Annotated in this window: 14 protein-coding genes; 8 read left to right on the top strand and 6 right to left on the bottom strand. The window is 36.4% G+C overall.

Annotated elements, in window-relative coordinates; all coding sequences use genetic code 11:
• Positions 1–134: 134 nt before the first annotated feature.
• Together A8B79_RS03960 and A8B79_RS03955 are read left to right on the top strand one after the other, a co-directional pair.
• Complete coding sequence (locus A8B79_RS03960; protein WP_066218235.1) at positions 135–869, top strand: hypothetical protein; 735 nt, start codon at positions 135–137, stop codon at positions 867–869.
• Positions 870–1,117: 248 nt separating this feature from the next.
• Entirely contained in the window at positions 1,118–3,355 is a 2,238-nt protein-coding gene (locus A8B79_RS03955; protein WP_153038344.1) for a CHAT domain-containing protein, read from the top strand.
• Between the two features lie 16 nt (positions 3,356–3,371).
• Here the strand turns inward: A8B79_RS03955 and A8B79_RS03950 are convergent, their stop codons facing one another.
• A complete protein-coding gene (locus tag A8B79_RS03950) occupies positions 3,372–4,115 on the bottom strand; it encodes a tetratricopeptide repeat protein (RefSeq protein ID WP_066218228.1) in 744 nt (247 codons plus the stop codon).
• A gap of 343 nt (positions 4,116–4,458) precedes the next feature.
• On the opposite strand from A8B79_RS03950, the gene A8B79_RS03945 reads away from it, so the two are divergent.
• The 3 genes from A8B79_RS03945 to A8B79_RS03935 are packed head-to-tail and all read left to right on the top strand — an operon-like array spanning position 4,459 to position 7,584.
• Positions 4,459–5,823: a peroxiredoxin family protein gene (locus A8B79_RS03945; RefSeq protein WP_066218225.1), complete on the top strand. Its 1,365-nt coding sequence runs from the start codon at positions 4,459–4,461 to the stop codon at positions 5,821–5,823.
• A complete protein-coding gene (locus tag A8B79_RS03940; protein WP_066218222.1) occupies positions 5,816–6,946 on the top strand; it encodes a glycoside hydrolase family 3 N-terminal domain-containing protein in 1,131 nt (376 codons plus the stop codon). The genes A8B79_RS03945 and A8B79_RS03940 overlap by 8 nt, the downstream gene beginning before the upstream one ends.
• On the top strand, positions 6,931–7,584 hold the full coding sequence (locus A8B79_RS03935) for an HD domain-containing protein (RefSeq protein WP_066218219.1): 654 nt from the start codon (positions 6,931–6,933) through the stop codon (positions 7,582–7,584). The genes A8B79_RS03940 and A8B79_RS03935 overlap by 16 nt, the downstream gene beginning before the upstream one ends.
• Positions 7,585–7,612: 28 nt before the next feature.
• Here the strand turns inward: A8B79_RS03935 and A8B79_RS03930 are convergent, their stop codons facing one another.
• The gene (locus A8B79_RS03930; RefSeq protein ID WP_066218216.1) at positions 7,613–10,168 is read right to left on the bottom strand and encodes a CotH kinase family protein; all 2,556 of its coding nucleotides are present in this window, start codon (positions 10,166–10,168) and stop codon (positions 7,613–7,615) included.
• 72 nt (positions 10,169–10,240) lie between these two features.
• Between A8B79_RS03930 and A8B79_RS03925 the strand changes: the two genes are divergently transcribed.
• On the top strand, positions 10,241–10,795 hold the full coding sequence (locus tag A8B79_RS03925) for a DinB family protein (protein WP_066218213.1): 555 nt from the start codon (positions 10,241–10,243) through the stop codon (positions 10,793–10,795).
• Here the strand turns inward: A8B79_RS03925 and A8B79_RS03920 are convergent.
• The 3 genes from A8B79_RS03920 to A8B79_RS03910 form a co-directional block, all read right to left on the bottom strand.
• Positions 10,792–11,103: a type II toxin-antitoxin system RelE/ParE family toxin gene (locus tag A8B79_RS03920; protein WP_066218210.1), complete on the bottom strand. Its 312-nt coding sequence runs from the start codon at positions 11,101–11,103 to the stop codon at positions 10,792–10,794. The genes A8B79_RS03925 and A8B79_RS03920 overlap by 4 nt on opposite strands.
• A complete protein-coding gene (locus A8B79_RS03915; protein ID WP_066218207.1) occupies positions 11,091–11,273 on the bottom strand; it encodes a hypothetical protein in 183 nt (60 codons plus the stop codon). Before A8B79_RS03915 ends, A8B79_RS03920 begins: the two co-directional genes overlap by 13 nt.
• A 68-nt stretch (positions 11,274–11,341) precedes the next feature.
• On the bottom strand, positions 11,342–11,800 hold the full coding sequence (locus A8B79_RS03910) for a sterol desaturase family protein (RefSeq protein ID WP_066218204.1): 459 nt from the start codon (positions 11,798–11,800) through the stop codon (positions 11,342–11,344).
• Between the two features lie 146 nt (positions 11,801–11,946).
• Here A8B79_RS03910 and A8B79_RS03905 point away from each other — a divergent pair, with 146 nt between their 5' ends.
• Together A8B79_RS03905 and A8B79_RS03900 are read left to right on the top strand one after the other, a co-directional pair.
• Complete coding sequence (locus A8B79_RS03905) at positions 11,947–12,390, top strand: LexA family protein (protein ID WP_066218197.1); 444 nt, start codon at positions 11,947–11,949, stop codon at positions 12,388–12,390.
• 7 nt (positions 12,391–12,397) lie between these two features.
• Positions 12,398–13,720, top strand: a complete 1,323-nt coding sequence (locus A8B79_RS03900; RefSeq protein ID WP_066218193.1) for a Y-family DNA polymerase — start codon at positions 12,398–12,400, stop codon at positions 13,718–13,720.
• Positions 13,721–13,728: 8 nt separating this feature from the next.
• On the opposite strand, the gene A8B79_RS16205 is transcribed toward A8B79_RS03900, so the two are convergent.
• Positions 13,729–15,741 (bottom strand): peptidylprolyl isomerase, encoded by a 2,013-nt coding sequence (locus A8B79_RS16205; protein ID WP_201118450.1) that lies wholly within the window; start codon positions 15,739–15,741, stop codon positions 13,729–13,731.
• Between the last annotated feature and the right edge of the window lie 13 nt (positions 15,742–15,754).

The raw sequence follows: 15,754 nt of genomic DNA, 5'->3' as shown, positions 1-15,754 counted from the left end.
GAAGCTCCGGCTCCGACTGATGCTGTTTTTGGTGGTACCGACTCTGATCCTATCATCATCAAGCCTAAAATGTGATTCATTTCGATTATCAATTTTAGTCTAAGAGCATTAATATGTAGTACAATTAACTTACCATGCTCTTAATATTTCTGTTTACTTTTTTTCTACCTCAACAAACTATCGATCCGTATGAATCGATATCTGATCAGGCTTATACTTACGTCCAAAATATAGAGTCTGACACCGAAAGTGAGTTGAGTTTTTGGGGATTGAATGAACTCTATAGCTCTAATTGTTCTATTAATAAAATCGTCAGCAGAATTATCTCACAATCAAGTTCTGTTAAACTTCGAAAGATATTTCTTGACAATGAATGTTCTTCAATAGAAAACAAAGATTCTTTGAAGATAGAGCGACTTAAGACTTATACTCTCGAAACAGGGTCTTTTGCTAATCTTATCAATTATCTTTCACTTTCTTTACCTCAAAAAGATCTTGATGATTTCCACACTAAATTTAACGATAGGTGGCTTCGGAATTTATCATCAAATGAGATTGATCTTCTGAATGCAGTGAAAAACAAAGAATCGATTTCAATTGATGAAATTGATTCCGGATACAGAGTTTTTGTTTTGTACTCTCTCTTGTTTAGTGAAAATGTATATTCTTATTTTGATTCAGAAGAATTTTCTTTGATTCTCACAGAATTAAACATCGAGAAGGATAGTAATTATTCTGAGCTCAAAAAATCTTTTTTGTACTTTAATCTACTCAAAGCAGCATATGATACTAACAGATATCAATTTATTACCGATATATTCGATAAAATAATTGATTCAAATCTATATCCCCACTCGGAAAAAAAGTAGGTGTTTTTAGTGGATTAGACTATGCACTAAGTGTTACAGGGAGTTATTCAGAATCACTTTATCTACAACGTAATATTTTAATACCGCTTGCCTCCCATTATAAACTAAAAGACAGAGTTGATTACACATTAGTACAACAAAGCGCTAATCTTTACAACATTGGGAAGTATAATGATGCTAAAGAAATTTTAGAAGGTTTATATAATGACCCTAATTCCAGCATTCCTAATTCACAATTGTACAATAACTTGTCACTTTGTTATAAACAATTGGGGCAAAAGAATAAATACACTTCTTTTTTACTGGAAGCGATTCAAGAGCTTGAAAAAAATCAAACTCAAAATTCTGCCTATTACACTTTAAAGCTAGGTCTATATAGAAACTTGTTTGTTTATTATAATTCGATAGGGGATTCTGCAAATGCAATTTCTTATATAAACTTAGCGAAAGATCTAGCTGAACAACAAGCTGATAAAAATGAGTTGTCAGCAATTTATATATATCTTGGAGACTATTATTGGAAAAACTTTAAAAATACTACAAAAACGCTGAGACAGTATTCCAAAGCCGAATCATTATTAGAGAATATTGATGATTATGAGAGAAAATTAGATCTTCTAAAGAATAAAAGTTCTCTGTTTGTTGAAATAGACTCTTTAGAAGCAGCTATGTCTTCTATCTTGCAAATCAGAACACTTGCTTCTCAATATTCAAATACTCCTTCTCCAGCTTACATCGAATCTCTAATCCTGGAAGGAGAAGTTGCAAACCTCCAAAATGATTTATTAAAACTTCAGTCTGTTTTAAGCGCTTTAAAAAATCATACTTTCGAACATCTTTCATTTGAAGTTCTGATAAGATATCACAACCTGCATGCTACGTTGATGCATAAGAAAAACCAAAATAGGGAAGCTTACACATACCTGAAACCAAATCTGGACCAAATAATTGAGCGTGCAAAAGGAAGTGTGGACACACAAACAGGCTTTTGGACCGTTGAAAAGGAATATTTAGATGCTTTTGAATTGATGATCTCAATTCTCAATGAACTTAACTATAAAGAAGAATCTGTTGCATACTTAGATAAACTTAAAACCATTAATGATGCATCGCTTTATAATAATCCTTTATTAAAAGCATCCAAACTTACTGAGAAAGAACTAGCAGAGGATAAAAAATTAACTGCACAGATTCAGTCGTTACGGAATGATTATCTAAGCGCAGATGAGAATATGAAATCTGCGTTGAAAACTGAAATCGACAAACTTTCAGCACAACAACAGTTACTTACTAATAAAGTTGCTTTCTCGCAAACAGAAGAAAGTATACCTATTTGGAAGGTTCAACAACAGATGAACAAGAATGAGATCATTCTTCACTATACAGAATTAAATGAAAAGCTTTATGTAAACTCGATATCAAAGAAAAGCATTGATCTCGCTGTATTAGAAATATCAGAGCAAGTTGGTGAATTACTTAATAGCACTGCTAATGAATTGGCTTCCGGGAATACATCTTTAAAAACACTTTATAATGTTTACCAAGTTTTAGGCTTGGATAAAATTCCCGATTTCATAGATCATATTACAGTTATTCCAGACAATGAGTTATACCGAATTCCTTTAGAAGTATTGCCGACCAAGAAGCCCAATACCTCTTACAGTTATGGGAGTTCTCATTATATGATTGAGGATTTCAATTTCAAATACTTTACTTCGCTTCAGGACTACTTGGAAAACAATAGAAATACAAGCGGTAGTCTAAGCACTGATTTTTCAGCTTTTGCTATTTCCTATTTCGATGATTTTCAGGAAAAATTACCCTCTTTACCCTTTGCTACTCAAGAAGCACGAGAAATACAACGGGTGCTCACTTCTTTTAAAGATAAACAGGTTTTCTCAGGAAATGGGGCTACTGAACAAGCCTTTCAAAATCAGCTTAATTCATCTAAAATTTTACATGTAGCAACACATAGTGAAGTTTCGGCCAGAGATCCTTTGTTTTCGACGATTTATCTGAAATCAGCACAGTCAAATGGTACAGAAGGTAATGCTCTTTATGCTTATGAATTATTTGATAATCAGCTGAGCAATGACCTTATTATGCTCAACTCATGTAGTTCAGGTACGGGTAATTATCTACAGGGTACCGGAATTATGGGTATAAGTCGTGCACTTCGTTATGCAGGTGCCAAAAGTCTTGCCTTGAATTTGTGGGAAGTCAATGATAAAATTGCATCAGAATTTGCCACTAGTTTCTATTCCCACTTAAATGAAGGTTTTTCTAAGAGTGAAGCAATGAGATTAGCAAAGATCGATCAAATTAAAACAGGTAGTGCTGACCCTCATTATTGGGGAGCTTATACATTGATTGGTAATTCTAATCCGGTTATAAAAAAACCAGCAAGCTCACAGTTTATATTACCTTTCTTAATAACTGTGGGCTTACTGGCAGGTTATAAAGTCAGAAAAAAGTCTTCTGTTTAAGTTTGGTTTTTTAAACCTAGTCGTCCATTGAGTTGAGAGCATTGATATAGCTCTTTGCGATACGGCTGTAATCACGATCTAAATCATAAGTGTATTGAAAAGCAGTTTTCGCTTCATCCAATTGATCTAACTGAAAATATGAATTCGCTAAAAGCCAATATCCTTTTTCAAGAATACTTTCAGAAATTCCTTCTTGCTCAGTAGCGATTTTAAAATTAGATGCTGCTTCTTCATACTCTCCTAAATTGTATTGAATTGAACCAAGAGTAATAGAAAACTCAGCTATCAAGGCCGGGTCTTCTTCTGTATCCAGTTCAGTAGTTAAAAGATCTTTTGCTTCCTGAGTACTTCCATCAGCAGCAAGTTGAACAGCTTTTTTAATAACCTCGTTAGACACACTCACAGAGACTCCGCCTCCGCTCCTTACAATATCCAACCCGATTTCATCAATTGGTGATATTGGGTCTGCATTATTGGCTGAGTAATTCATTACTCCAAGCACACCTACGAAAATCACAACTGCTGCTGCTGTAACATAACTAGCATACTTTCTGATTTGTTTTGCAACTCCAGGAGTTTTGCTTTCTCTCTTCTCTTCAATTATTGATTTCAGATTGGCAACACTTTTCATGTAGTCTAAGTAATAACCATCTTGAATTAGCTCTACCCATAAGTTGTCTATTTCTTCTTCGGATAGCCGTCCGTTGAGGTAAAGATCTATCTTTCTCTCTAGATCTTTGTTTAAATTATTTTGAATCATCGTTATTTACCTTTTAAATGCTTTCACAAACAGTTTGTATTCCAAAACCGATCATTTTAGCATGGTTTTGTACCATTTTTGGGAAAGATCTCTTTTTTTAAATCTTTCTGTTCGCTAACAAGAGCATCTAAACTGTTAATTGTTACACTCATTGCCTTAATAAAACATTAGAAAATATTAAGAAATAAAACGCTATTTAAATCCTTTTTCAAAAAATTGTTTTATCCTTACAGAACATAAGTTTAAAGCTGATAAAATCCCTACCATGATTTCAAACAAAATCTCTTTCTTTCTATTTATAACAGTAGTGTTACTAAGCTCCTGTTCAAAAGAGTCTGACACCATGTCTATTACCGGGACTATCGATTATACCGGAAACGCTCAGATCTCTATATCTGAGCAACCTTTGCATTACAAGTACTCCCCCAAAAAAATATATAGTATTTCCCCTGAACAGAATGGAGCCTTTGAAATCAATGTCCCGATACATACAACTAAGAATCTTATTCTTTCCATTGATGATAATTCCTTTTCATTAATTCCGGATGCTAGTGACGAGCTTAAGCTTTTGATATCTCGCTCTTCATTTCCTTTAGATATAGATATTGAGTCTAAATTTTTAAAAGACTATGAAGCTTATCAGACCTACTTGAATGAAATTGAGGGATTAGATAAGCGGATTGAGAAAGAGATGAATAATTTTAAAGCAGGATTAGAAAATTCTGCCTTAGAATTAAGCGCTCAAAAAATTCAGATTGCTGAGAAAAACCTTTCCGGAACTGCTTTTGAATATTTTATTAAAAAGGCTAAAGGTGAGTTAATAGTAAACAAGATCAAATCGGTAGAATACAGGCTTGGACAAAACGGTTTCGATGCCGGTTCGGAAAGAGCAGAAATTCTTGAACAAGCTAAAGCTGATAACTTTTTTACCTTTGAGTCATTACAAGCACAGCGCGCCGGAATTCGGGATGTGACTCATTATTATGCGCGCACTTTCGGAATTTATGATAGTGTAAATCAGGCATACGGAAAAGATCTCGCTGAATATGATATAAAAAGGCTTGCCTATGAAGAACTGAATGAAAAGCGCATGGAAGTAATCGATTACATAGAAGACCGAAAAGCCCAAGCATACGCAAAGATGTTTTTAGTAGCAGAGCGAATTGGAGAAATTGAGATTTCAAAAGCCGAATCTGGTTACCGATCTTATCTTGATGAGTACTCAGAATTTGAAGAATACACTAACTTTTTAACGTACTTCTATAACGAAATTAAATCCGTTTCTCCGGGCGAACCTGCAAAACTGTTTTCTCTTAAAGATGAACAGGGAAACACACATACTTTAGAAGATTATAAAGGTAAATATGTATTACTGGATTTTTGGGCGGGTTGGTGTCAGCCTTGCTTGGATGAATTTCCCGTGATGAGAGATATTTATAACGATTTCAGCAGAGAAGATTTTGAAATTATAGGTATTTCTACTGAAATTAATGAAGATGTATGGCGTTCAGATATTGAAAAATTCGAAAATCCCTGGCCTCAACTTTATGGCGGTAATGGTTTTGATCAGGAAACATTTAAAGCGTATAAAGGCGGTGGAATTCCATTCTATATTCTTATAGATCCAGACGGAAACATTGCCCGATATAATGATATCAGAGCAACATTCAATTTAAGAGAAGTATTAAACAACCTTATTGATGAATAAATCTATTTATAAATTTCAGTTCTTAGTATTAGTAGCAGCACTTTTTATCAACTCTTGTAGCTCTGAAGAACCTGCTGAAAAAAACCTTTCATTTACTGATAAACAACTCGGACAAATGTTGGTTGTAGGTTTTCGAGGAACAGAAATTAACTCTGAAAGCCCAATTGTTCGGGATATAAAAGAAAGAAATTTAGGAGGGGTCATTCTATATAGTTACGACTACCTAACAAAATCCTATAATAGAAATATTGAATCTCCTGATCAGCTCTTACAACTCAATAGTGCTTTGGTTGGGTATTCTATAAATCCACCCTTTATTTCTGTAGAACATGATGGAAGCGAACACTCAGCATTGCACAATTTATATCCTTCTATGGAAAACATTTTTGAGCAAAACTCTTTTTCAGATACGCTCAAAGTAATAAATAATTCCAGGCGATTTGCTCAGGAATTTATGGTTGTTGGAATAAATACAAACTTACATCCAAGATTGGATCTGAAAACTAAAGAATCATCTGATGCAGCATTGATTTCTTCCGACCCACAAAAAGTCACTGAAATCTCTAACTTGATTTTGGATGAATACGATACCGAAAAATTGTTAAGCGTTCCTAAATACTTCCCGGGCTATAGTATTGATTATAATCCAACTGATTCAACAGACAATATATCTTTATCCTGGTCTGAAGATTTTCTGACTCCGTACAAAAACCTGCTTGAACAACGAACCATCAGAGCAATCCAGATTTCTCATGCTACCAATGCAAATATCGATTCTGTCTGGCCCGGCACTTTCTCTCACTCAACTGTTTCAGGTTTACTACGTGATTCTCTTGGGTTTGAAGGAGTTGTTTTCTCTGATGACCTTCAAAAAACCATCATCACCTCAAATTATGATTTGGAAACCTCGATTCTACAATCAATTAATGCAGGGGTAGATGTTTTGGTATTTGGAAATAATTTTAAATACGATGAAGATATAGCAAAGAAAGCTATTGCCATCATTCAAAAATTATTAAAAGAAGGAAAGATCAAACCTGAAACCATAGAAGCTGCTCTGTCAAGAATTGACCAACTTAAACAAGATGTAATTGCAGAGCTCTGTACATGTCTGACTACATAGAAAGAACAGCACACTTTGTTCAAAACCAACTTGAGGGAGAAGGTTCAGGTCATGATTGGTGGCATATTTTAAGAGTGTGGAATATGTCAAAAAGGTTAGCTTCAGAAGCAACCGATCCTGTTTCAACTCTTGTAATTGAACTCGCCGCATTGTTGCATGACATAGCAGATCACAAGTTCCATGATGGGGACATAACTGTTGGGCCAAAAGTAGCTTCTGAATGGCTGTACTCCATTAAGGTTGATAAAGAAGTCATTGATCATGTATCTGATATCATCAAGGACCTTTCGTTTAAAGGAGCTGAAGTTGCTACTCCAATGAAATCTATGGAAGGCAAGATCGTTCAGGATGCCGATCGTTTGGATGCCATTGGAGCCATCGGAATTGCCCGGGCCTTTGCTTATGGCGGATATAAATCCCGTGAATTGTATAATCCGAATATAGAACCTGTTTCGCATATCAGTTTTGAAGCATACAGAAAAGACGATGGCCACACCATCAACCATTTCTATGAAAAGCTTTTTCTCCTGAAAGACCGAATGAATACCGAATCCGCCAAGAAAATAGCTGAAAAGCGACATACTTTTATGGAAGAATATGTAGATCGCTTCTTACAAGAATGGGATGGAGATCAATAAGATCTCTTTTGAAATTATCCCATCGAATTTATTTTATCAGTGTAAGTCTTTTGCTCGCTTTCTGTCCAAGTGCTTCCAGAGTATAGAAATATACACCTGATGAAAAGCCTGTTGCATTCCAGCTTACATTGAAATTGCCCGCTGAACTATTTTCATCAACAAGGATTGATACCAGCCTTCCGGTAATATCGTACACTTTGATCGAAACTCTTCCCGGTTTATCTAAGGCATAATTTATCGTTGTTACCGGATTAAAAGGATTTGGGTAATTCTGACTTAGAGAAATATTTTTGGGAAGTTCATCAAATAACTTTTCTTCATTGCTTACTGAAACATCCAAATTTGATTGTCCCGGTGTTCCATGTGAGCTTGAAGCAGCCCAATTTTCGCCTAATGAATTATCAAATCCGGGATTGGTTAAAGAAAGAGTTGCCCCCATCCCATCTGCTTCAACCGGCCAGGGAGCTTTATCATTGTACGTGAGTTCATCAACAATCGCTCCGTTTGAATCAAACAATCGAATTAACTCTCCATCACCGGATAAGCCAAAATCCATATCCCCAATTTTGTTTTGAACATCAGGAAAGAGTTCTCTGAACAGTGAATCATTTCTGGTAAGTACTAAATAACTATCTGCAGCAAGAATAGTCCCGGACGAAAAAGTAAATTTATGCTCATCATCAGAATCAGAAAAATACCATCCTGAAATATCAATACTTTGGTCTGAGTTGTTATAAAACTCCACCCAATCTTCCGGATCAAAATCATCTGCTGATCTGTAATTGATCTCATTTATCACAACACCTGTTGAGCTGATCTCATTTCTCCTGAAGTGAGCGGTCAGCGAAGTATTTGCTGTGATAGAAACAGCTTTCGACTTTTCCGAACTATTCAGGGCCCCACTCCATCCAATAAACGTATATCCCGGATTTGCTACAGCTTTCACATTAGCCGGAACAGAATTATAAATAAGCCCATATTCCAGTTCGTCGGATCGTATTCCTTCTATAAAAACCTGTCCTGCTTCGGCCGGCTCTACCAGAGTTTCCAAGCTGTTCAGTCTTGTCAGATCAAAGTGATCCATTAAATACATCTTTGCATAATCTTTTCTTTCACTGATGAACTCCTCTATCACACCAAGATGTTTTTCCCAATCCATATTACTACCGAGTCGGAATGATTTAGTCCATCTATCCATATGACGAGGAATCTCGGATTGGATTAAGTTTGCCGTACTGTCAATAAAAGTCATCATTCTTGATGACTCAAAAGTAGTATGAATATGCATACTATAGCGCTGGATGAACTTATTTTTGAACTCCTGATTTTTGAGTAAGTTTCTAAATAGAAAAGTAGCCCACGTAGGATTTTCATAATTAGTCCCAGACGTAGTTGTGAGTTTGTGCAACATATTGGTATCATAAGTACCTCTTGAGTGGCTTCCCATCGACATGTCCACATCATATAAAAGCCATTTCCATTTTCCATCAGGGGTCTGAGGTCTCCAGAAAATGATATTGTTTGCCGGCCAGTCTCCGTTTGCCCAATAGATCTGTGCAATTTGATAGTCAATGTACTGATCGATATCCATTTGCTCTGATACCCAATCATAATTTTCGGGTAGGCTGATGTCGTTGTTACCAATAAAATCGATCATTGTATCATAATGATCTGAACTGCCTTCTTTAACATTTGCACTCCCGGAAAGTATATCTAACTCGTTCTCATCAAAGCCATAATTGGATTCAATGAAATCTTCATTCTGCTTTTCTCTGAGCATATGAATTCCCCAATAATCGCCGTTTATGAATACAGCTACCGGCTTAAAAGCCTGATATCCCAGATCCATTCGATCTCTTACCATTGATTGGGTCGCTGCATTTCTAACCATAGCCCGGTACCAATCTTGTCCACCACTTCTGAGTGCAAGCCGATCGAAGGAAGTAATCGGCTTATCTTCGAAAACCTGATACTCGAGTTTGGAAGTTCCGTATTTGCTTCGGAAATAAATGTCCAGCGACTTTTGATCGTACAGCCTCGTACACCCACCACCGATCTTTATTCCTGCATTTACTGCAAATCCTTGCTCGCGATTTTTCTCAAAAAGCTCTAGTCTTGCAGGTCGTTCCCAATCCTGATTCCAGTTCCTTGGTGAGCTTCTGCAATATCCCGGAATACCATTGGTTCCCTCCACATAAATACCACGTTCGTCAGAAAACAAGTTATCAGGATCTGTAGTGACTGAGAATACAGGAAGCTCTGTTCCTTCGTCTAAAAAATAAGTCCGATACACTAGGTTGGTATCCAGAAAATCGGGTGAAAAAGTCGCAACTCTTAAGACCTTGGTTTCGTAAATCACCAGCGAATCCTGCCAAACAGGATCTGTGGTATCAGGGACCGAACCATCAAGCGTGTAATAAGCTTTTAAGGTATCAGGGAATGTCTGGATCGTTATTTTTAAAGAATCGTTATAGAATCCACTAGCCGGATCTATCGTAACAGTCTGAGCATTTATAATTTGAACATTGAAAAGAACTATAAGCCAAACAATAAGTTTGGTGAAGAGGTCAGTTTTATTTCTCATTGATGATTACCTTGCGAAGGTCCCTAATAATTTCTGCTGATCAGTTATTTATTCATTAAATATATAAAACAAATGTATACAAACGACTTCTATATACAAGGCTTTACATCTGCCAAGAAAACTATCCATGAATTAATAGACAGTATTGATGATCAAACTTTTAATACTCCGCCTGCTGAAGGTAAATGGTGTATTGGAGAAATTATCAGTCACCTCATCAAAACAAATACAGAATATCTGGCTGTACTTGAGAATAAAATTCTTGGTGATACTTCAGGACTTAAAAAAGGAAGTGGCCCATATAAACACCCGTTTCACTTGCGTTGGTTTATAAAAATTGTAAGTCCTGAATATAAAAAAGCAATGCCTACCATTCCCCCATTTGAACCTAAAGAAATAAAAGACCTGGATAAATCTGAGTTGCTTTCAGAGTTTGATGCTATTCAGGATAGATATTTAAAACTCCTTGATAAAGCGAGTAAAAACAACCTTCATCTTGGAAAGATCAAAGTGGGCAATCCTATTTATCCTATTATCAAAATGAGTTTGAGTGCCTGCTTTGCTGTAAATGAAGCTCATCAAAGAAGACACTTTCAGCAGATTGAAGAAATTTTAGCTCAATCCTAATTCAATTTTTTCCTTCTTTTAGTTAAATCTCTAGCATTATGATGTATCATCAAAATATGTATCATATTATTATTTATAATTTTATATATGATACGGTAATTGCCTTCAACTAATTCTCGAATATCTTCTCTCTCCAGCTCTCTTACCAATTTACCTGAGTTAATAAAATTAGGGTCTCTGAGTATTTTGGTTCTGCTTACAATTTTTTCTATTTGTAGCTGTGCATATCTCTTAGAATCTAATGCAATGTATTCAAATACTTCTTTAAGATCTTCCTTGGCATCTTTAAGCCATCTTATCTGAACCATTCCTTCATTTCTTGTTCTACTTCTTTTTCAGAAATAATATCTCCTGACTCAGATTTTTCAATCCTCTTTTCGAGTTTATCTATGAATACTAATCGATCAATCAATTCATCAATTGATAACTCATCCGGAAACTGATCTATATGTGCTTTAAGCTTTGCTTTTGTAATCATTTGTGAGAGTCCTGTTGTTACTCTTTACGATTAATATCTATAATCACCCATTCATTTCAAAAAGTTCTTTAACCTGACTTATTTCTCTTTTTCTCCGGATATTTGTCGTAGGGAAACAGAAAAAGTCCGTATGGCTCATGACCTTTTTTTCCTGCATCCTGATGGTGACGTTGATGAGCTCTACGCACTAATTTCATAAACCAGTTATCACTTTTAAAAGGCATAAACCTTTTATGTGTGAATAAGTCATGGATTATGAAATAAAGTAAACCATATAATGCAATCCCTGCCCCTATTCCAAAAGCGGGTGAAGTAAACATGGTATCCGCTCCTACTATTATCAGCCACATAGAAATCCCCGCAAAAACGAATGAGAAAATATCGTTCATCTCAAATAGCCCGTGATCAGGGGTATGATGAGATTCATGAATCCTCCAAAGTACGCCATGGAATAGCCACCGGTGCACACAATAGGAAACAATTTCCATTCCTGTAAAGCCCAATAAAATGTAAGCTATCAATATCATCTAAAGCATTTAAAGTTTCTTATCTCTAAGAAAGAGATTTTTGAAAAATATCATTCAAAAACTGAAAAATTTATCGGAAATAATTTTGGGTCGAATGTATTTATACATATAATGCACATATATTAAATATGTAAATAAATCCCTCAATGAGAAGCATAGAAGTACAAAAAGATACGGATACCCGCTCAAGAACAGGTCGACTTGAATTAGCCCGAAAAATGGAAACGGGATTCCCCTCTCCGGCTTCAGATCATCTGGAAAAAGCCTTGAATCTCGAGGAGCTTGTTGTGTTCAGACCGTCCGCCACTTTTTATGTTCGAGCTCAGGGAAATGCAATGCAACGCTCGGGAATACATGATAAAGATATACTGATCGTGGATCGGTCAATTACTCCCCGTCATGGAAATATCATTGTTACTTCCATTGATGAAGAACCCTCCATCCGGAGATTTGCTAAACAAGGCTCCCGCATATTTTTAGTTTCTGATGATACAAGCTTACAACCTATTCCTATCACCAAAGAAACAGCGTGGACTATTTGGGGAGTGGTTACACATGTAATCCATCGATTCAGATTGGAGGAAGGATAAAATAGATATGAATATCGATCCTTATAATTTACCTACTGCTTATGCAATGATAGATTGCAATAACTTTTATGCTTCTTGTGAGCGTGTGTTTGATCCAACTCTTAATGACAAACCCATTGCTATTCTATCAAACAATGATGGTTGTGTAATTGCTCGTTCAGAAGAAGCTAAAGAGGCCGGAGTTGAAATGGGAGCTCCGGAGTTTAAATCCAGAAAGTTATTCAAAGAAAAAGGAGTAGTTGTTCGTTCATCAAATTATGCTCTTTACGGAGATATGTCTGACAGAGTAATGGATGTTTTAGATCAACTTTCACATAATATTGAAGTGTATAGTATTGATGAAGCTTTTGCCAGAGTTTCTACCAATATTTTCGACGACCTTAACGAATACGGAGCTTATATAAAAGAAACCATACAACAATGGACCGGCTTACCGGTATCCGTAGGAATTGCACCAAGCAAAACATTAGCAAAAGTTGCAAACAGTATCGCTAAAAGAAATCCATTATTTGATGGCGTACTTGCTCTTTCCAATCAGGATGAAACGGATCAGCATCTAAAAGATCTGCCTGTCCAGAAAATTTGGGGCATTGGCAGTGGAATGACTATCCGCCTGCACCGTCACGGCATCGAAAATGCATTTCAATTAAAGAATACTGTACAGAACCGAAAGTGGGTGCGAAAAAATCTGCATGTAACCGGTCTACGAACCGTACTGGAATTAAATGGAATGCCATGTATAAAAATGGGTGAAGCTCTGGATAAGCGAAAGGGTATCTTGACTTCCAGGATGTTTGGAACTCCGATATATGAATTAGACCACTTGCAGGAAGCTATTTCAACATACGCATCCCGGGCAGCTGAAAAACTTCGTTCCCAAAATTCGGTAGCTTCTTTATTAAGAATTATGCTGATTGGAGATAAATATTCGAATCTAAAAGGACAGTATAAATATTCTGCAGGCACTTCTTTGAAAGTCCCCACTGCAAACACGCCTACATTGATCAGATTAGCAAAAGGATTGGTGAATCATGTGTACATGGAAAACACCAAGTATAAAAAAGCGGCAGTGATGTTAACCGGAATTGTGCCAAACAGTGAAGTCCAAATGGATCTTTTTGATCCTCATTTATATACCCAACAACAATTCAGGCTCATGGAATGTTTGGATGAGATCAACTCAAAATTTGGAAGAAATAAAGCTGCTTTTGCCTCAACCGGGTTGCATAAAGAGAAAGAACATCGCAACAAATGGTTGATGAATCAAAACTACCTCAGCAACAGATACACTACACGCTGGAGTGAACTAATGGTGGTAAAAGCAAAATAACAGATCACTTATTTCCAGTAAGATCTTTGAACAACGTCTCCCTGTGTTATTCTGTCAACCACACTCATTCCGTCGGTAACTTCTCCAAAAATGGTATAACGGCCATTTAAGTGCGGAGCCCAAACATGCATAAAGAAATATTGGCTTCCTTCTGTATCCGGACCTGAACTTGCAATCCCTGCTTTACCTCTGAAATAATGAGCGGCACTTGCTTCGGTTGGTACTGTATAATCCGGACCTCCAAAACCTAATCCGGTTTCAACGTCTCCTCCCTGAATAACAAAGTTTGGAACAACTCTATGAAATGCGACACCATTATAATGACCATTGGTAATCAAACTATCCATTCCGGAAATTGTAGCTGGTGCGGTTAACACATCAACAGTAATTTCTATATCTCCCTTTCTTGTTTCCAAGACCCAGACAGGGTTTGGTCCCAAATCGGCCAGTCGGTCCCAATCAGGCTTTCTGAATCTTACAGGAGCCAAAGAATCTTCTATGAAAGACCATTCCTGTGCTATTAAACTTTGCTTTAGGTCATGTCCCGCATTCTCATAAAACTGAGTGATCATGACTTCCGATTCTTCTTCAAATCTGTTTTTTAGTATCGAAGTAACTGATCGGAAAATATCTATATCATCAACTACAGATCTATCATTTAAAAGAGCTATTAACTTCTCAAAGTCTTCTTCAGTTACTACGTTTTCATCTGAATGCAAGGCTTGCATTGTAAATGCTCTCTCTCCTTTTTCCAATGCTGTAAACAAAATGTTATGTACTTGCTCTATCCTCTCTTCGGTTTTGATTTGTTCATCCAAATTTGCCCAAAGAGTATTCATTTCACTTAAAAGAAAACTGTAGAGTAATCCTTGTGAAGTATCTATATCGGCAACTAAATAGTCAAAAACTTCAGCTTCGCTCCAAACCTTTTTTAGTGCAGAATATCTAAGCCCCTGCAAGTATGGATCTTCAGTTCCAATAGGCAGTAGATCATCAATATATTTTTCAGGGTTTACTGAAGCATTGAAACCGGCAAGTCTTACATGAGGTTCAACAGCAACATTCAGCGCTGTAGCATTTAATAATGAGTTATTGATTTCTTTAGCAAACTCTTCTTTTGCGGCTATTACCCGCAGAGCCTGGATAACAACATTAGGATTTCTGTGTTGAACAAAAGCATTCAGAGCTACCGGAGCGTATGAATCATTTTCTTCATTTCTTCCAATACTCTGAATAATTTCAATAGCCAATTGAGCATCCATCAAAACATAATCCTTATCGATAAAATGATGAAACACTAAACCTGAGTGATCTTTCATTAACAGTGCTGCTATATAGCGGTCTGGACCTATTTCATCAGGATAATAATTCTCCCAAAGTTCTATCAATTTGTCTAATGCATTAGGAGTCAACCCCTGTTTTTCCTGATCATTTCTTGTTCTGTAAAATCCGTACAAATAAGCCTGAGCTGCTTTACTGTTAGTTGTGGACAGCGCTCTTTCTATGATCTGAATTTGCTGTTCTTCAGTTGCTTCTATATTTCCTGTTAAACGACCAATGGCGTAAGCAAGTTGAAATTCCATGTTCTGATTTGGTGGTACATCTTCTTCTAAAAGCAATTCTAGCGAGCGACTATTTCCCAACTCTCCTAAAGCCGAAACCAAACCTATGTTGGAAGCATTGCTTGCTATAAAAAGCTCGTTTAACCTCTCTTGTTGTTCTTCAGAAAGTTCCTTCAACCAAAGAGATGACCATGCTTCTTTGGTATTGGTTTTTGATGCCAGATCTATTAATGCATCAATATCACTAACCGGTGTATTTATCAATGCTTGCCAAGCTTGTACACGAACTCTTTCATCTTTATGTGAAGTGAATTCCATTAAAGCCTGACCATCTCGTGCGTAAACTGCTTCATAGAGATCCGGATATTCTTGAGTAAGCAGTCGACCGGCTTCTTTCTTAGCAGGGTCACAAGCAAACAGTAAAAAGGTTAATACAAAGACTGAAATAATTTTATACATGAATCACACACAT

The organism is Balneola sp. EhC07 (assembly GCF_001650905.1).
Classification (GTDB): Bacteria; Bacteroidota; Rhodothermia; order Balneolales; family Balneolaceae; genus Balneola.
This window is presented reverse-complemented; position numbering and strand designations above follow the sequence as displayed.